Below are 17,001 nucleotides of genomic sequence, written 5' to 3' on the forward strand. Positions count from 1 at the left end.
AGCCTCCAGAGCAAAAAAGGGGGGATTGTAGCGCTAGCGCCCGCGACTACTAAAGCTATTCAGGGCTTTCTCGATGCATTGGGCCGTTTTGCCGAATGCCTGCACGCTGGTTTCCGAAAAGGGGCCGCCGCCCTGGTCTGCCAGTACCAGCATGACCACGCGGCCGTTGTTGCTCAGGGAGCGTAACAGTAGATGCTCGCCAGGGAACAGGCTGCGCAGGCTGTAGGGTAAAACCGCGGATATGACGCCATTGTTCTCGGGTGTCAGGCGTACCTGAGCCGGTTGCGCCATCAAGCGCTGGAGTGCGGTGCTCTCGTTGATGGCGATGTTCAGGTCGAAGGCTGTCTTTGCCAGTCCGGCTATCTGATTCACGCTCAGAGCGGTTGAGGTCTTGTCGGGTGTCAGCAGCATCACTCGGCGCATGCCGCACGCCAGCAGGGCTTCGCGGGCGCAAGTGGTCAGGTGCACCGGGTTGCTGAATGCGCTGGGTTGCTCGAGCAATTGCCCGCAATGTCTGCGCCACGCCGCCAGCGCCTCGGCCGAGGGGGGCGGCGCGGCCAGCGAGCTGTGGCGGGTGCGGCGTGCATCCCATGGCCAGAGCAGCGCCTGGGCCGGGTGCCAGAGTTCTGGCATCGAGTGATAGCGCCCGCTGTTTACCGCGTGCTGGTGCACTTGCTGTTGTATGTCATCCAGCGGCATTTGCAGGTACAGGCTGGTGACGTACTGCCAGCGCAAGTTGTGCGGCGTGTCCCATGCCTGTTGCGCTGAAAGCGCCAGGCAGTTGGCCAGCAGCACGCTGTTGGCGGGCTGGTTGAACCAGCGGCGCAGCTCGGGATCGGCGTCCAGGTGCTGTTGCTGGCGCAGCGGATGATGAGTGTCGCGGGCAATGTGCAGCACCTTGACCAGCGTGCGGCGCTCGTCGGTGATGACCGTATAGCCCTGCATCACCCAGGCGGGCAATCGCCAGAGTTCGGCCAGCGTGCGGCAGATATCAAACAGCGGAACACCAAACAGCTCCAGCTCGACCTTTTTGGCACATTCCCCTTGCTCGATCACCCGTCGCTCCCAGGCTTCAAGCAGCAGCGGGTGAGTGAGCGCCAACGCCCATAACGGCGACAGAAACAGCAGGCTGCTCCAGTAGATTTCTTGCCAGAGGCGCGCCAGGCGATTGCCGAACAGCCCGATAGCTTGTTGTGCGGCGTGCTGGCTGATGAGCTGGATTTGTCGATAGGCCATCGGGATGTCTTCGATCGCCAGTGCGGGTACGCGTTCGAGCAACACTTGGGTGCGCTTGAGGCCCAGGCGGTTGATGGCCACTTCAAGGCTTTCGGCAGGCTCGCTCAGGCTGCTCTGGACGTGTTGGTTGGCCTCGCGGATCAGCCTGAGTGCCAGCGCCGGGCTGTCCTGCATGACCTCGGCAATTTCGCGCAATGAGCGGCGACTGTCGTTGATCGTCTTGAATACGCGCTCATGGCTGTTTTGCGGGATCGGCAAATCAACAGCGTCCAGGAGTGATACCCAGGCATCCAGAGTAGTGGGTGTTGATGTCGGTGCGCAGGTTTCGTTGGCCATTAGGGGAACGCGATCATCATCGATTGTGGAGGTCGAATGGATTTTCGGCTTTGCCGGCTATAGTCTGGCGCAGATTCGCCGATAAGGAGAAGAAGAGTTTTAGCTTCGCTGGAATATGACCTTGAACCCGACTCAGTAAGTACTTTTTATCTATGGCTAAAATTATCGGCATCATTGTCGTGTTCGCGAGTGTGCTTGGCGGATACGTGCTTTCCCACGGCAAAATCGGTGCGCTGATTCAGCCGTTCGAGGTTTTGATCATCGGCGGGGCGGCCTTTGGCGCGTTCCTGCAAGCCAACCCCGGCTACATGACCATGCACGTGATCAAAAAATCACTCAGCATGTTTGGATCACGCTTCTCCCACGCTTTTTATCTGGAAGTGCTGGGGCTGGTTTACGAGATTCTTAATAAAAGTCGCCGCGAAGGCATGATGGCCATCGAAAGCGATATTGAAGACGCGGCCGCCAGCCCGATCTTCTCCAAGTACCCCACGGTCCTCAAGGATGAACGCATGACGGCGTTTATCTGCGATTACCTGCGCATCATGTCGTCGGGCAACATGGCGCCCCACGAGCTCGAAGGGCTGTTTGACATGGAGCTTTTCAACCTCAAGGAAGAGCTTGAGCATCCTTCCCATGCCGTGACCGGGATCGCCGACGGCATGCCCGGTTTCGGCATTGTGGCGGCGGTGCTGGGTATTGTCGTGACGATGGCCTCGCTGGGTGAGGGCGATCAGGCCGCCATCGGCATGCACGTTGGTGCCGCGCTGGTGGGGACGTTCTTCGGTATTTTGGCTGCCTATGGCTTCTTCGGTCCGCTGGCGACGTCCCTGGCCCACGATGCCAAGGAAGAAATCAACGTTTACGAGTCGATCAAGGCTTCCCTGGTGGCCTCGGCCTCGGGCATGCCGCCGTCGCTTGCCGTCGAGTTCGGTCGCAAAGTGCTGTACCCCAAGCATCGACCGAGCTTTTCCGAGCTTGAACAAGTGGTTCGCGGTCGCTGATTTATGGAAAACAACCAGCCCATCATCATCAAGCGCGTAAAGCGCTACGCCGCAGGCCATCACGGTGGCGCCTGGAAAATTGCCTTTGCTGACTTCGCCACGGCGATGATGGCGTTCTTTTTGGTGATGTGGCTGATGACGGCCGCCACGCCAGAGCAAAAGATCGCCATTGGCGGTTATTTCAAAGACCCGATCGGTTTCAGCGAAAGCGGCACACCGTACATCATCGATCTGGGCGGCACGCCCGCGCTGGCGCCGGACAATACCCTCAATCCCGAAGAGAAACTGCAGCCTCAGCCCGACAAGATCAAAGTCGATGCCGATCAGGTTGAGAACATGGCGGAGCAGGTCGAGAAAGAACGTCTCGAACTGCTGCTTCAGGAGTTGCAGAACAAGGTCGAAGAAAACCCGCAACTGCGTAAATTCAAGGATCAGTTGCTGTTTGAAATCACTCCGGACGGTTTGCGGATCCAGATCATGGACGCCGAAAACCGCCCGATGTTTGATGTGGGTAGCGCGCGGCTAAAGCCTTACTTCGAAGATATTCTGCTGGCCATGGCCGACACCATCAAAGCGGTGCCGAACAAAGTCAGCATCAGCGGCCACACCGATGCCATGCCCTATGCGGGAGGTGGCGATTACGGCAACTGGGAATTGTCGGTCAACCGTGCCAATGCGGCCCGGCGTGCCCTGGTGGCGGGTAGCTACCCTGATGCGCAGATTGCGCGGGTGGTGGGGTATGCGTCGTCAGTGCTGTTCGACAAGGCCAACCCCTATAACCCGATCAACCGTCGAATTGACATCGTGGTGCTGACCAAAAAGGCCCAGCAGGCGATTGAAGGTGAGCAGGGCGTGGAGCCGGTTAAGGCCCAGGAGTTGCCCAAGGCTGCGATCGATCCGATCCAGTTGCCCGCCGACAAACAGCCGCTGCCGATGCATGAAGAGCGCCAGAAGCTGAATCTGTTTGACGACAAGGCACCGTAAAAACGGTGGGAGCGGGCTTGCTCGCGATGCAAGCGACTCGGAACACCTGATTCACCGAGGCGATGCAATCGCGAGCAAGCCCGCTCCCACGGAAGTTGATAGGGGGCTTAGTAGCTCGACTCGGGCAAGCTGGCAATGATCGAGCGATAGCTGTTCATGCGCTGCTGTTGAACGCGGCCATCTTCCAGGGCCATCAACAATGCACAGCCTGGCTCGCGGTCGTGTTTGCAGTCGCGGAAGCGGCAGGTGCCGATCAAGTCGTTGAACTCGATAAAGCCCGCCTCGACATCGGCCCGGCTCACGTGGCCCAGGCCGAACTCGCGGATACCCGGTGAGTCGATCAACTCGCCGCCACCCGGGAAGTGGAACAACCGCGCCGTGGTAGTGGTGTGCGTGCCCTGGCCCGAGACTTCCGACAGCGGCCCGACCCGCAGGTTGACCTCTGGCAGCAGGCTGTTGACCAAGGACGACTTGCCCACGCCCGACTGACCCACAAACACGCTGATATGGCCGTCCAGTTGCGCTTGCAGCTGCTGCATACCATCACCGTGATGCGCCGACACTTCCAGCACCGGATAACCCAGCTGGCGATAAACCCCCAGCAACGCATTGAGCGCCGGTGAGTTTTGATCGTCGATCAAGTCAGCCTTGTTGAGCAGCAGCAACGGACGAATCCCCGCGTGCTCGGCAGCGACCAGGTAACGGTCGATGAGGTTGGCATGGGGCTCGGGCATGGGCGCGAACACAATCACGATCATGTCGACGTTGGCAGCGACCGGCTTGAGCTGGCCACGGCTGTCCGGGCGGCACAGTTCGGTTTTACGCGGCAGTTGGGCGACGATAACGCCGATGCCCTGGTTGCCGGCGCGCCATACAACCGTGTCGCCGGTCACCAGTGCGGGCAGGTTTGCGCGCAGGTGGCAGCGGAACATCTGGCCGTTAAGCTCGCCTTCCTGGGCTTCGACTTCGACCTGCACACCAAAGTGCGCGATCACCAGGCCGAGTTGCTCGGGGCCTAAATCGCCGCCCTCAAGCGCTTCGACGGCACTGGATTCGCGTTTGGCGGCGCGGGCAGCGCGCTCGCCCTGGATCTTTTCGATGCGCCAATTCTGACGACGATTGAGCTGGCGTTTGGCCATGGGTGTTCCGTGTTGATAAAACGATAAGAAGGGTAAAACGCAGGCGAGTTTAGCACGAGGGCTGCACGCCTAAGCTAAACTGCGCAACCAAGCACTGGAGGCCATTATGCAAAACGCGCAGAACCTGATCTGGATCGACCTGGAAATGACCGGTCTGGACCCTGACAACGACGTCATTATCGAAATGGCCACCATCGTTACCGACAGCAACCTCAATACCCTGGCTGAAGGCCCGGTCATCGCCATCCACCACAGCGATGAAGTGCTGGCCCGCATGGACGAATGGAACACCCGCACCCACGGTGGCAGTGGCCTGACCCAGCGCGTAAAAGACAGCACCACCACCATGGCCGAAGCCGAGGCGCAAACCATCGCGTTTCTTGAGCAGTGGGTACCCAAAGGCAAGTCGCCGATCTGCGGCAACAGCATCTGTCAGGATCGTCGTTTCCTGTACACCCACATGAAAGCGCTTGAAAGCTACTTCCACTACCGCAACCTGGACGTTTCTACGCTCAAGGAACTGGTCGCGCGCTGGGCGCCTGAAGTGCGCGACAGCCTGGTGAAGAAAGGCACGCACCTTGCGCTGGACGACATTCGCGAGTCGATCGCCGAACTGCAGCACTACCGCAAGCATTTCATCAAGTTCTAAGTTGCCGTTGATCCCCCTGTGGGAGCGGGCTTGCTCGCGATACAAGCGACTCGGTAGCAGCGAAGCCATCGCGAGCAAGCCCGCTCCCACAAAGAACAGTATTTGCTGCCCCCTTTTGGTGCCAATGCCAACTGAGAGTAGACTGCGCGCCTTCTTGCAAGGATCGCTGCCATGTTGCTGATGCTCTATTTAGTTGCCATTACTGCCGAAGCCATGACCGGGGCGCTGTCTGCCGGGCGTCGGGGCATGGATTGGTTCGGCGTGGTGCTGATTGCCTGTGTCACGGCGCTAGGCGGCGGCTCGGTGCGCGACGTACTGTTGGGGCATTACCCGCTGACCTGGGTCAAGCACCCGGAATACCTGGTCTTGACTACCTTTGCCGCGCTGGTGACGATCTTTATCGCGCCACTGATGCGCCATTTGCGCTCGCTGTTTTTGGTGCTCGATGCCCTGGGGCTGGTAGCGTTTACCCTGATTGGCTGCATGACTGCGCTGGAAATGGGCCAAGGCATGCTGGTGGCCTCGGTGAGCGGGGTCATTACCGGGGTATTTGGCGGCATCCTGCGGGACATCTTCTGCAACGACATCCCGCTGATCTTCCGTCGCGAGTTGTACGCCAGCGTATCGTTTGCCGCAGCCTGGTGTTTCTTGCTGTGTACCTGGCTCGAAATGCCCAACGAGCAGGCTATTTTCGTGACCTTGTTCGGCGGGCTACTGCTGCGTTTGTTGGCGATCCGCTTTAACTGGGAAATGCCCAAGTTCGTTTACAACGACGAGCATTAAGCAATTGCGGGAGTGGTCACGCGCGCTTGGCGTGTTGTGCCAGCGCCCACTCCACATGTTCCTGCACCAGCTCGGACGGGTAGTCGCGCCGCGCCTTCAAGGCTTCGAGCACCGGGATCGTCGACGGCGCATTGCCCAGCCCCACTGCCAGATTGCGCAGCCAGCGCTCGTACCCTGCCCGGCGTAGAGGGGAGCCCTCGGTGCTGCTCAGGAACGTGTCTTCATCCCACATGAACAGCTCGGCCAGCCCGGCGTTGTCCAGGTTGTGCCTTGGCTTGAAGTCGCCTTCTGCCGTAGTGCGGGCAAAACGGTTCCACGGACAGACAATCTGGCAATCATCACAACCGAACACCCGGTTGCCGATCATTGAGCGCAGCTCTTCGGGGATCGCGGTTTTCAGCTCGATGGTCAAGTACGAGATGCACTTGCGCGCATCTAGTACATAGGGACCGACAAAGGCATTGGTGGGGCAAATGTCCAGGCAGGCAGTGCAGCGTCCGCAGTGCTCGGTCTCGTGGGGAGGATCGACCGGCAGCGGCAAGTCGACAAACAACTCGCTCAGGAAGAAATAGCTGCCCGCCTTGCGATTGAGCACCAAAGTGTTTTTGCCGATCCAGCCCAGGCCAGCCTGCTGCGCGATGGCTTTTTCCAGGACCGGGGCGCTGTCGACAAAGGCGCGAAAGCCAAACGGGCCGATGTCCTTCTGGATGCGGTCGGCCAGTTGCTGCACGCGCTTGCGGATCAGCTTGTGGTAATCGCGACCCAGGGCGTAGCGCGACACGTAGGCTTTTTCAGGCTGGGCCAGCAGCTGCGCCATGTGGGTGTCGCCGGGCAGGTAGTCCATGCGCAGGGACACCACGCGCAATGTGCCGGGGACCAGTTCTTCGGGATGCGAACGCTTGCTGCCGTGGGCAGCCATGTAGTCCATGTCGCCGTGGTAGCCAGCGTCGAGCCAGCGTTGCAGATGGTGTTCGTGTTCTCCAAGGTCGAGGCCGGCAATGGCGACTTGTTGAAAGCCCAGCTCGCGGCCCCATTCCTTGATGGACTGAGCGAGAGCGGGGAGGTCGGCAGTAATAGCAGGCATGAGGCAAGAGAAACCGGAGCTGAGATGCGTATAATTCTGCCAGACATCGGAGCCCGACACGTATGCCGCAGACCAAACACCTTTTAGCCGACCCCAAAGCCCTTCGTGCAGATAACCTGCCGCGACTGCCTGTGCGGGCCCCAAGCGCCCACAAAGGCCAGTTTGGCCATGTGCTGCTGGTGGGTGGGGATCGCGGGTTTGGCGGCTCGATTACCCTGAGTGCCCAGGCTGCACTACGCTGTGGCGCTGGCCTGGTATCACTGGCCACGCGTCCCGAGCATGTGGCGGCCGCTCTGGTGCAGGTGCCTGAAGTGATGACACTTGGCGTGTCGTCAGCCAATCAGTTGATGGGTGTGCTGGCGCAGGCTTCGGTGGTCGTGGTGGGACCGGGTTTGGGGCAGGCCCCCTGGGGGCGTAGTCTGTTGTCGGCTGCTGCGCAGGCAAAAATGCCTCAAGTTTGGGATGCCGATGCGCTGAATCTGTTGTCCAACGCAGTCATTGGGCTGGCGTCCGGCTCGGTGATCACCCCGCACCCGGGCGAAGCCGCGCGGTTGCTGGGCATCAGTACCGGGCAAGTACAGGCAGATCGCCCGGCAGCGGCCCGAGCGCTGGTTAAAAAGTATTCAGTGGTCTGCGTCCTTAAAGGAGCAGGCACTCTGGTTGCAGGGCTGGAAGGTGAATTGGCCATTTGCAATCAGGGACACCCGGCCATGGCTACGGCCGGTTTGGGGGATGTGCTGGCAGGCGTGATTGGCGCGCTGCTGGCCCAGGGCATGAGCGCCTTCGATGCGGCGTGCCTGGCGGTGTGGCTGCATGCCCGCGCCGGAGAACAACAGGGACAATTGGGCCGTGGGCTGGCGGCCAGTGATTTGATTCCAGTCATTCGTCAGTTGTTGGAGGAACACGCACCGTGCACGAAATAACACTGCAACTGGACGATGAAGAGGCAATGACCGCCTTTGGCGCGCGCCTGGCGACCGTGACTCAAGGTCATGGCCTGATCTTTCTGGACGGTGATCTGGGGATGGGCAAGACCACCCTGTCACGAGGCTTGATTCGCGGCCTTGGGCACACCGGCTCGGTTAAAAGTCCGACCTTTACGTTGGTTGAGCCTTATGAAATTGGCGATATTCGCGCCTTTCATTTTGATCTGTACCGTCTGGTCGACCCGGAAGAGCTCGAATATATGGGGATTCGCGATTATTTCGACGAAGACGCCCTATGCTTGATTGAATGGCCCGATAAAGGTGCAGGCTTTTTGCCAAAGCCTGACCTGACCATTACCATTAGCCCGCACAACACCGGGCGTTTGCTGAAGCTGACGCCCCAAGGTTCACGTGGCGAGTCTTGGTGTGCCGCATTGGCACCGGAATACAAATAATGATGGGGTTTGGTATGCGCTTTCGCGCGTTAGTAAGTGTGGTGGGTGTGTTGCTCAGTGTCATGGCGGTCAACGCTTTGGCGGCGACACAGGTCAAAAGCGTACGTTTGTGGCGGGCGCCGGACAACACACGACTGGTTTTTGATCTGACCGGCCCGGTGCAGCACAGCGTGTTTACGCTGACAGCCCCTGACCGTCTGGTGATTGATATCAATGGTGCGACCCTGGCCGGCCCGTTGAATGTGCAAACCGCCAATACGCCTATTACCAGCATGCGTTCGGCGCAACGTACCCCCACGGATTTGCGCGTGGTGATCGACCTGAAAAAGGCGGTGACTCCGAAGAGCTTCGTGCTGGCGCCGAATGCCCAGTACGGCAACCGTCTGGTGGTTGACCTGTATGACCAGGGTGCCGACCTCTCTCCGAGCTTGCCTGCCACCAATGTGGCGACGGTGCCTGTGGTTCCGGTCACTCCGGCCCAGCCTGACGTCAAGTTGCCGCCGATTCCGAGCGGAAAACGCAGTGTGGTGGTCGTCATTGACGCCGGCCACGGCGGTGAAGACCCGGGGGCCTCGGGCTCTGCAGGCCAGCGGGAAAAAGACGTGGTGCTGGCGATTGCCAAAGAGCTGCAGCGCCAGATCAATGGCATGAAAGGCTTCAGGGCTGAGCTGACGCGCACCGGCGACTACTTTATTCCGTTGCGTGGCCGTACCGAAATCGCCCGCAAAAAGGGTGCCGACCTGTTTGTGTCGATCCACGCCGATGCCGCGCCGTCCAAGGCCGCCTTTGGTGCTTCGGTGTTTGCCTTGTCCGAGCGCGGTGCGACTTCCGAGACTGCGCGCTGGTTGGCAGACAGCGAAAACCGTTCTGACTTGATCGGCGGCGCGGGCAATGTGAGCCTTGACGACAAGGACCGCATGCTGGCGGGTGTATTGCTCGATCTGTCGATGACGGCTTCGCTGACGTCCAGCCTGAACGTGGGGCAAAAGGTCTTGAGCAACATCGGTCGGGTGACACCACTGCACAAGCAGCGCGTGGAGCAGGCCGGGTTTATGGTGCTCAAGTCGCCGGATATTCCATCGATCCTCGTCGAAACTGGGTTTATCTCGAACTCCAACGAAGCTTCGAAACTGGCGTCGAGCAGCCACCAGCAAGCGCTGGCGCGTTCGATCAGCAGCGGCGTGCGTCAGTTCTTCCAGCAAAACCCGCCACCGGGCACGTATATCGCCTGGCTGCGTGACACGGGCAAAATTGCCCAGGGCGCCCGTGAACACACGGTCCGTCCCGGCGAAACGCTGGCGATGATTGCCGTGCGTTATCAAGTGGGTGTGGCGACGCTGCGTTCGAGCAACAGCCTGAAAACCGATGAGCTTAAAGTCGGCCAAAACCTGAACATTCCGGCCACCGCCCTGGCGGCTCAATAATGAGTGACGGCGTCTTGAACAGCAGCGCGCGGATTGAACTGCTCAGCCCGCGCCTGGCCAACCAGATTGCTGCTGGCGAGGTGGTTGAGCGTCCGGCATCGGTGATCAAAGAGTTGCTGGAAAACAGCCTCGACTCGGGCGCCAAGCGCATTGACGTGGATGTGGAGCAGGCCGGGATCAAGCTGCTGCGGGTGCGTGACGATGGCAGCGGTATTTCCAGCGACGACTTGCCGCTGGCACTGGCGCGTCACGCCACGAGCAAGATTCGTGATCTTGAAGACCTTGAGCGGGTGATGAGCCTGGGTTTTCGCGGTGAGGCCCTGGCTTCCATCAGCTCCGTTGCCCGCCTGACCCTGACTTCGCGCACCCGTGGTGCCGATCAGGCCTGGCAGGTCGAGACTGAAGGCCGCGACATGGCACCCCGGGTGCAACCGGCGGCACATCCGGTCGGCACCTCGGTTGAAGTGCGTGACCTGTTTTTCAATACCCCGGCGCGGCGAAAATTTCTTAAAACCGAAAAAACCGAGTTCGATCATCTGCAAGAAGTGATCAAGCGCCTGGCGCTGGCCCGGTTTGATGTGGCGTTCAATTTGCGACACAACGGTAAAACCATCCTCAATCTGCATGAAGCCCGGGACGATACTGCCCGCGCCCGACGTGTGGCGGCGGTGTGCGGCTCGGCGTTCCTGGAGCAGGCGCTACCGATCGAGATCGAGCGCAATGGCCTGCATTTGTGGGGCTGGGTGGGTCTGCCGACTTTCTCGCGCAGCCAGGCTGACTTGCAGTATTTCTATGTGAATGGCCGTGCGGTACGCGACAAGCTGGTGGCCCATGCGGTGCGCCAGGCTTATCGCGATGTGCTGTTCAACGGTCGTCATCCGACCTTTGTCCTGTTTTTTGAAGTCGACCCGTCGGTTGTCGACGTCAACGTCCACCCGACCAAGCACGAAGTGCGCTTCCGTGACGGGCGCATGGTGCATGACTTTTTGTATGGCACGTTGCATCGCGCCTTGGGTGATGTGCGTCCGGAAGACCAACTGGCCGCTCCTGCGCCTGTGCCCGGTGCCGAACGCCCTACGGGGCTCGACGCCGGTGAGTTTGGTCCGCAAGGTGAAATGCGCCTGGCAGCCAACGTACTGGAGCAGCCGCAAGCTGCGCCGAACCCGCATGTTGCAGGCTCGGGGGCCGGGGCGGGTTATCAGTATCAGTACCGGCCGCAGTCTTCGGCGCCTTCGGTTCCTGTCGAAGAAGCGCGCAATGCCTATCGCGAGTTTTTCGCGCCATTGCCCGAGGCCAATGCTGCACCCTTGCCGGACGGGCAGGGTGATATCCCGCCGTTGGGCTTTGCGCTGGCGCAGCTCAAGGGCATTTATATCCTTGCCGAAAACGCCCAGGGACTGGTGCTGGTGGATATGCACGCGGCCCACGAACGCATCATGTATGAGCGCCTGAAAATCGCCATGGCCAGCGAAGGCTTGAGCGGTCAGCCGCTGCTGGTGCCGGAATCGATTGCAGTCAGTCAGCGTGAAGCCGACTGTGCAGAAGAGCACGCCGAATGGTTCCAGCGCCTGGGCTTTGAGCTGCAGCGCCTTGGCCCGGAAACCCTGGCTATCCGCCAGATCCCGGCCTTGCTCAAGCAGGCTGAGGCTCAGCGTCTGGTCCATGACGTACTGGCCGACCTGATGGAATACGGCACCAGTGACCGGATTCAGGCGCATCTCAATGAGCTGCTTGGCACCATGGCCTGCCACGGTGCGATCCGGGCCAATCGCCGTTTGGCGATCCCGGAAATGAACGGCTTGTTGCGTGACATGGAAAACACCGAGCGCAGTGGTCAGTGCAATCATGGTCGTCCCACCTGGACCCAAATGGGCCTGGACGACTTGGACAAACTCTTTTTGCGCGGTCGCTGATGACAGGTTCCAACGTTTTACCTCCGGCCATTTTTCTGATGGGGCCGACGGCTGCCGGCAAGACCGATCTGGCCATCGAGCTGACCAAGGTACTGCCGTGCGAGCTGATCAGTGTCGATTCGGCACTGGTCTATCGCGGTATGGATATCGGTACGGCCAAGCCGGAGAAAGAAATTCTGGCTGCCCACCCTCATCAGTTGATCGATATTCTCGACCCGGCTGAGAGCTATTCGGCGGCTGATTTTCGCCGCGACGCACTCAAGGCAATGGCCGAGATCACCGCGCGCGGCAATATTCCGCTGCTGGTGGGCGGCACCATGCTGTATTACAAAGCACTGATCGACGGCCTGGCAGACATGCCCCCGGCCGATCCCGAGGTGCGTGCGCAGCTTGAAGAAGAGGCTCAACGCCTTGGCTGGCAAGCCTTGCACGACCAGCTGGCGGCCATCGACCCGGAGTCTGCAGCGCGGATTCACCCCAATGATCCTCAGCGTCTGACGCGGGCGCTGGAGGTTTATCGGGTCAGCGGCATGAGTGTGACGGCCCACCGGCAAAAACAATCTGAGCAAACGACTAAAGCAGCGGCTTCTGGGCACAGCCAATTGCCCTATACTGTCGCGAATCTGGCCATCGCTCCGGCGAACCGTCAGGTGCTGCATGAGCGAATTGCACTAAGATTCGGGCAGATGCTGGAACAGGGGTTCATTGACGAGGTCATAAGCCTGCGCCGTAGAAGTGACCTGCATGCCGGGTTGCCGTCTATACGTGCTGTAGGCTACCGCCAAGTCTGGGATTACCTGGACGGCAAGCTGACAGCGGCGCAGATGCAGGAGCGCGGCATCATTGCCACGCGCCAGCTGGCCAAGCGTCAGTTCACCTGGTTGCGCAGTTGGGACGACCTGCATTGGCTGGACAGTCTGGACTGCGACAATCTGCCACGAGCCTTGAAATACCTGGAATCGGTCTCCATATTGAGCTGAGTCTTGGCAAATGCCGTCTATCCTATGGATGTGGCGACAGCGGTCATCTAATTTTTGTTTCTATTTTTTATCCTTACAGGAGTGCGGCATATGTCAAAAGGGCATTCGCTACAAGACCCTTACTTGAATACTTTGCGTAAAGAGAAGGTTGGCGTTTCCATCTACCTGGTCAACGGGATCAAGCTGCAGGGGACCATCGAGTCTTTCGACCAGTTCGTGATTCTGCTGAAAAACACCGTCAGCCAAATGGTTTACAAACACGCAATTTCGACAGTCGTACCAGTACGTCCAATTCGTCTGCCTAGCGCAACTGAATCGGATCTGGCAGACGCTGAACCAGGTAACGCCTAAATAGGAGCATCCTTTGTTCTTTGAGCGCCACGGTGGTGGTGAGCGAGCAATCCTCGTTCACTTGGAAGGACAGGACCCTGAGGCGCGCGAAGATCCGCAGGAGTTCCAGGAGTTAGCTGTGTCGGCTGGCGCCGATACCGTCGCGTTTTTTAACGTGCCGCGTCATCGGCCATCGGCCAAATACCTGATTGGCAGTGGCAAGGTCGAGGAGTTGCGCGACCTGGTCAAGGCCGAGAAGGTAGACATCGTGATTTTCAATCACGTGCTCACGCCCAGTCAGGAACGTAACCTCGAACGAGTTTTCGAGTGTCGCGTGCTTGATCGTACCGGGCTGATTCTCGATATCTTCGCTCAACGCGCCCGTACCCATGAAGGTAAGCTGCAGGTCGAACTGGCCCAGCTTGACCACATGAGCACGCGTCTTGTGCGTGGCTGGACTCACCTTGAGCGTCAGGGTGGCGGCATTGGCATGCGCGGGCCGGGTGAAACCCAGCTCGAAACCGACCGCCGTCTGTTGCGTGTACGCATCAGCCAGATCAAAGCCCGCCTGAAAAAAGTCCGCAGTCAACGGGAGCAATCCCGTCGAGGCCGCCAGCGCGCCGATATTCCTACGGTGTCGCTGGTGGGCTATACCAACGCCGGCAAATCCACGCTGTTCAACAAGGTCACCGGCTCTGACGTATTCGCCGCTGACCAGTTGTTCGCCACGCTCGATCCGACCTTGCGCCGCCTTGATCTAGGCGATCTGGGGCCGATCGTACTGGCCGATACCGTGGGCTTCATTCGCCATCTTCCGCACAAGCTAGTTGAAGCTTTCCGGTCTACGCTCGAAGAGTCGAGCAATTCCGATTTGCTGCTGCATGTGATTGATGCGCACGAACCTGAGCGCATGGCTCAGATCGAGCAGGTGATGGTGGTGCTGGGCGAAATTGGTGCGCAGGACTTGCCGATTCTCGAGGTCTACAACAAAATCGATTTGCTTGAAGGTGTCGAGCCGCAGATCCAGCGTGATGCCGATGGCAAGCCGCAGCGGGTCTGGTTGTCGGCCCGTGATGGTCAAGGGTTGGAGTTGCTTGAACAGGCCATCGCCGAGTTGCTGGGCAATGATTTGTTTGTTGGCACCTTGCGCTTGCCGCAACGTTTTGCTCGACTGCGTGCACAGTTCTTCGAATTGGGTGTTGTGCAAAAGGAAGAGCATGACGATGAGGGCTCCAGTCTGTTGGACGTACGCCTGCCGCGAGCCGAGTTGAACCGCTTGGTCAGCCGCGAAGGGATGCAGCCGCTGGAATTCATCGAAGAACACACTTTGCAATAAAAGCCTCGCAAAGCGGCTGTGCCGCTGTGATAGGCATTCTGTAGCATTGGTCGGCGCGCCGTGGGCGCGTCTTTGCTTTATCAGATGGAGAGCGCTATGGCTTGGAATGAGCCGGGTGGCAACTCGAATAATCAAGATCCTTGGGGTGGCAAACGCCCTAATAATGGCGACCGCAAGGGACCACCAGATCTCGACGAGGCCTTCCGAAAGCTGCAGGAAAGCCTGAATGGGTTGTTCGGTGGTGGGAAAAAACGTACTGGCGGTAGCGGCAGTGATGGTGGTTCGAATGGCAAGGGCGCCGGTTACGGCCTGCTCGGCATCGGCCTTGTCGTACTGGCGGCTGCCTGGCTGTACAGCGCTGTTTATGTAGTCGATGAGCAGGAGCAAGCCGTCGTGCTGCGCCTGGGCAAGTACTACGACACCGTTGGGCCGGGTCTGAACATCTACTTCCCGCCGTTCGATAAAAAGTACATGGAGAACGTGACGCGTGAGCGTGCGTACACCAAGCAGGGTCAAATGCTGACTGAAGACGAGAACATCGTCGAAGTACCGCTGACCGTGCAGTACAAAATCAGCAACCTGCGTGATTTCGTGTTGAACGTTGATCAACCGGAAGTCAGCTTGCAACAGGCTACCGAAAGCGCCCTGCGTCACGTCGTGGGTTCCACGGCGATGGATCAGGTGTTGACCGAAGGTCGTGAGCAGATGGCTGTAGACATCAAGGAACGCTTGCAGCGCTTCCTGGATACCTACAAGACCGGTATCACTGTCACTCAGGTCAACGTACAAAACGCAGCGGCACCGCGTGAAGTACAGGAAGCCTTTGATGACGTGATCCGTGCCCGTGAAGACGAGCAGCGTGCCCGCAACCAGGCAGAAAGCTACGCCAATGGCGTGGTGCCGGAAGCGCGCGGTCAGGCCCAGCGCATCATCGAAAACGCCAACGGCTATCGTGATGAAGTGATTTCTCGTGCCAAGGGTGAAGCCGACCGCTTTACCAAACTGGTTGCCGAGTATCGCAAGGCTCCGGATGTAACGCGTGATCGTCTGTACCTGGACACCATGCAGGATGTCTTCAGCAACACCAGCAAAGTACTCGTGACCGGCAACAAAAACGGCCAGAGCAACTTGCTGTACTTGCCATTGGACAAAATGATTGAAGGCCGTAATGGCAGCAACCCGGCAACGGGTTCGGCAGCTGCGGCGGGCAATAACGACTCGGCATCTCATGCCAAGTCGGAAATGCCGACACCACCGCGTACCAGGGAGAGTCGCTGATGAGCAATAAATCGCTGATCGCCCTTATTGTTGCCGTTGTCGTGGCGATTGTTGCCTGGAACAGCTTCTACATCGTTTCACAAACCGAACGTGCCGTTATGTTGCGCTTTGGCCGTGTGGTGCAGGACGATGTTCCGCCGGGTCTGCATGTGAAGATTCCTTACGTCAACCAGGTGCGCAAGTTTGATGGCCGCTTGATGACGCTGGACGCACCGACTCAGCGTTTTCTGACGCTGGAAAAGAAAGCAGTAATGGTTGATGCATTCGCCAAGTGGCGTGTGAAAGATGCGGGTCGCTTCTACGCTGCGACTTCGGGTCTTAAGCAGGTTGCTGACGAGCGCTTGTCGCGTCGTCTCGAATCGGGTCTGCGTGACCAGTTCGGTAAGCGCACGTTGCACGAAGTTGTGTCCGGTGAGCGCGATGCGCTGATGGCAGAACTGACTGCATCGCTGAACAAAATGGCTGAAAAAGAGCTGGGTATCGAAGTTCTCGATGTTCGGGTCAAGGCTATCGACCTGCCGAAGGAAGTTAACCGCAGCGTGTTCGAGCGTATGAGCAGTGAGCGTGAGCGTGAAGCTCGTGAGCACCGCGCCAAGGGTAACGAGCTGGCAGAAGGCATTCGTGCTGACGCCGATCGTCAGGCCCGCGTACTCTTGGCTGAGGCTTATCGCCAGTCCGAAGAGTCACGCGGTGATGGTGATGCCCAGGCTGCTGCGATCTACTCCAAGGCGTATGGCCAGGATCAAGAGTTCTACAAGTTCTATCGCAGCCTGCGCGCTTACCGCGAAAGCTTTGCGAACAAGAGCGACGTACTGGTTCTGGACCCAAGCAGCGATTTCTTCCGCTACCTGGAAAAATCCAAGCCTGCACAGTAGTAAAAACGCTTGAAACCTGTGGGAGCGGGCTAGCTCGCGATGCAAACAACTCGGTCTGTCTGATAAATCGAGTTGATGCCATCGCAAGCAAGCCCGCTCCCACACTGTTTTCAGAGGGGTTGGCATGTTCATCACAGACCCTGCTTTCACTCCGCCGGGCGGTCAAATGGCCTCGCGGGGTGATCCTTTTAGAAAACGGGTGTATGATGCGGCAGCCGGGAAATTCCCGGCTTTTTTGCGTCTGCATGTTTGATTGACCGAATGGCTGT

16 protein-coding genes are annotated in these 17,001 nt (G+C 59.0%); 13 read left to right on the forward strand and 3 right to left on the reverse strand.

What is annotated here, in order from left to right; translation table 11 throughout:
• Positions 1-33: 33 nt before the first annotated feature.
• On the reverse strand, positions 34-1,572 hold the full coding sequence (locus tag AC19YQ_RS06165; RefSeq protein WP_500594794.1) for an HDOD domain-containing protein: 1,539 nt from the start codon (positions 1,570-1,572) through the stop codon (positions 34-36).
• A 152-nt stretch (positions 1,573-1,724) separates the two neighbouring features.
• On the opposite strand from AC19YQ_RS06165, the gene motA reads away from it, so the two are divergent.
• Positions 1,725-2,576, forward strand: coding sequence for a flagellar motor stator protein MotA (motA, locus tag AC19YQ_RS06170; RefSeq protein ID WP_219262136.1), 852 nt, complete (start codon positions 1,725-1,727; stop codon positions 2,574-2,576).
• Between the two features lie 3 nt (positions 2,577-2,579).
• The gene (gene motB, locus AC19YQ_RS06175; RefSeq protein ID WP_339474809.1) at positions 2,580-3,560 is read left to right on the forward strand and encodes a flagellar motor protein MotB; all 981 of its coding nucleotides are present in this window, start codon (positions 2,580-2,582) and stop codon (positions 3,558-3,560) included.
• Between the two features lie 107 nt (positions 3,561-3,667).
• Here the strand turns inward: motB and rsgA are convergent, their stop codons facing one another.
• On the reverse strand, positions 3,668-4,699 hold the full coding sequence (gene rsgA, locus AC19YQ_RS06180; RefSeq protein WP_500594795.1) for a small ribosomal subunit biogenesis GTPase RsgA: 1,032 nt from the start codon (positions 4,697-4,699) through the stop codon (positions 3,668-3,670).
• Between the two features lie 106 nt (positions 4,700-4,805).
• Between rsgA and orn the strand changes: the two genes are divergently transcribed.
• Together orn and AC19YQ_RS06190 are read left to right on the forward strand one after the other, a co-directional pair.
• A complete protein-coding gene (gene orn / locus AC19YQ_RS06185) occupies positions 4,806-5,348 on the forward strand; it encodes an oligoribonuclease (RefSeq protein WP_133076648.1) in 543 nt (180 codons plus the stop codon).
• 171 nt (positions 5,349-5,519) lie between these two features.
• The gene (locus AC19YQ_RS06190; RefSeq protein WP_133076647.1) at positions 5,520-6,131 is read left to right on the forward strand and encodes a trimeric intracellular cation channel family protein; all 612 of its coding nucleotides are present in this window, start codon (positions 5,520-5,522) and stop codon (positions 6,129-6,131) included.
• 16 nt (positions 6,132-6,147) lie between these two features.
• Here the strand turns inward: AC19YQ_RS06190 and queG are convergent, their stop codons facing one another.
• Positions 6,148-7,215 carry a tRNA epoxyqueuosine(34) reductase QueG gene (queG, locus tag AC19YQ_RS06195; protein ID WP_326397250.1) on the reverse strand — a complete coding sequence of 356 codons (1,068 nt, stop codon included), beginning with the start codon at positions 7,213-7,215 and terminating at the stop codon, positions 6,148-6,150.
• Positions 7,216-7,277: 62 nt separating this feature from the next.
• Between queG and AC19YQ_RS06200 the strand changes: the two genes are divergently transcribed.
• The 9 genes from AC19YQ_RS06200 to hflC all read left to right on the forward strand — a co-directional run bounded on the left by AC19YQ_RS06200 (position 7,278) and on the right by hflC (position 16,732).
• Positions 7,278-8,138 carry an NAD(P)H-hydrate dehydratase gene (locus tag AC19YQ_RS06200; RefSeq protein ID WP_339474807.1) on the forward strand — a complete coding sequence of 287 codons (861 nt, stop codon included), beginning with the start codon at positions 7,278-7,280 and terminating at the stop codon, positions 8,136-8,138.
• Positions 8,126-8,596, forward strand: coding sequence for a tRNA (adenosine(37)-N6)-threonylcarbamoyltransferase complex ATPase subunit type 1 TsaE (gene tsaE, locus AC19YQ_RS06205; RefSeq protein WP_048360336.1), 471 nt, complete (start codon positions 8,126-8,128; stop codon positions 8,594-8,596). Before AC19YQ_RS06200 ends, tsaE begins: the two co-directional genes overlap by 13 nt.
• A 2-nt stretch (positions 8,597-8,598) precedes the next feature.
• On the forward strand, positions 8,599-10,020 hold the full coding sequence (locus AC19YQ_RS06210) for an N-acetylmuramoyl-L-alanine amidase (protein WP_219262197.1): 1,422 nt from the start codon (positions 8,599-8,601) through the stop codon (positions 10,018-10,020).
• The gene (gene mutL, locus AC19YQ_RS06215; RefSeq protein WP_500594796.1) at positions 10,020-11,933 is read left to right on the forward strand and encodes a DNA mismatch repair endonuclease MutL; all 1,914 of its coding nucleotides are present in this window, start codon (positions 10,020-10,022) and stop codon (positions 11,931-11,933) included. The genes AC19YQ_RS06210 and mutL overlap by 1 nt, the downstream gene beginning before the upstream one ends.
• Complete coding sequence (gene miaA, locus AC19YQ_RS06220) at positions 11,933-12,913, forward strand: tRNA (adenosine(37)-N6)-dimethylallyltransferase MiaA (RefSeq protein WP_133076643.1); 981 nt, start codon at positions 11,933-11,935, stop codon at positions 12,911-12,913. Before mutL ends, miaA begins: the two co-directional genes overlap by 1 nt.
• Before the next feature lie 90 nt (positions 12,914-13,003).
• Entirely contained in the window at positions 13,004-13,264 is a 261-nt protein-coding gene (gene hfq / locus AC19YQ_RS06225) for an RNA chaperone Hfq (RefSeq protein WP_016783304.1), read from the forward strand.
• Positions 13,265-13,277: 13 nt separating this feature from the next.
• Positions 13,278-14,579: a ribosome rescue GTPase HflX gene (hflX, locus tag AC19YQ_RS06230; RefSeq protein WP_133076642.1), complete on the forward strand. Its 1,302-nt coding sequence runs from the start codon at positions 13,278-13,280 to the stop codon at positions 14,577-14,579.
• Positions 14,580-14,675: 96 nt separating this feature from the next.
• A complete protein-coding gene (hflK, locus tag AC19YQ_RS06235) occupies positions 14,676-15,857 on the forward strand; it encodes an FtsH protease activity modulator HflK (protein WP_133076641.1) in 1,182 nt (393 codons plus the stop codon).
• Positions 15,857-16,732 carry a protease modulator HflC gene (hflC, locus tag AC19YQ_RS06240; RefSeq protein ID WP_133076640.1) on the forward strand — a complete coding sequence of 292 codons (876 nt, stop codon included), beginning with the start codon at positions 15,857-15,859 and terminating at the stop codon, positions 16,730-16,732. The genes hflK and hflC overlap by 1 nt, the downstream gene beginning before the upstream one ends.
• The last annotated feature ends 269 nt before the right edge of the window (positions 16,733-17,001 follow it).

This window comes from Pseudomonas sp. MF06569, assembly GCF_059862735.1.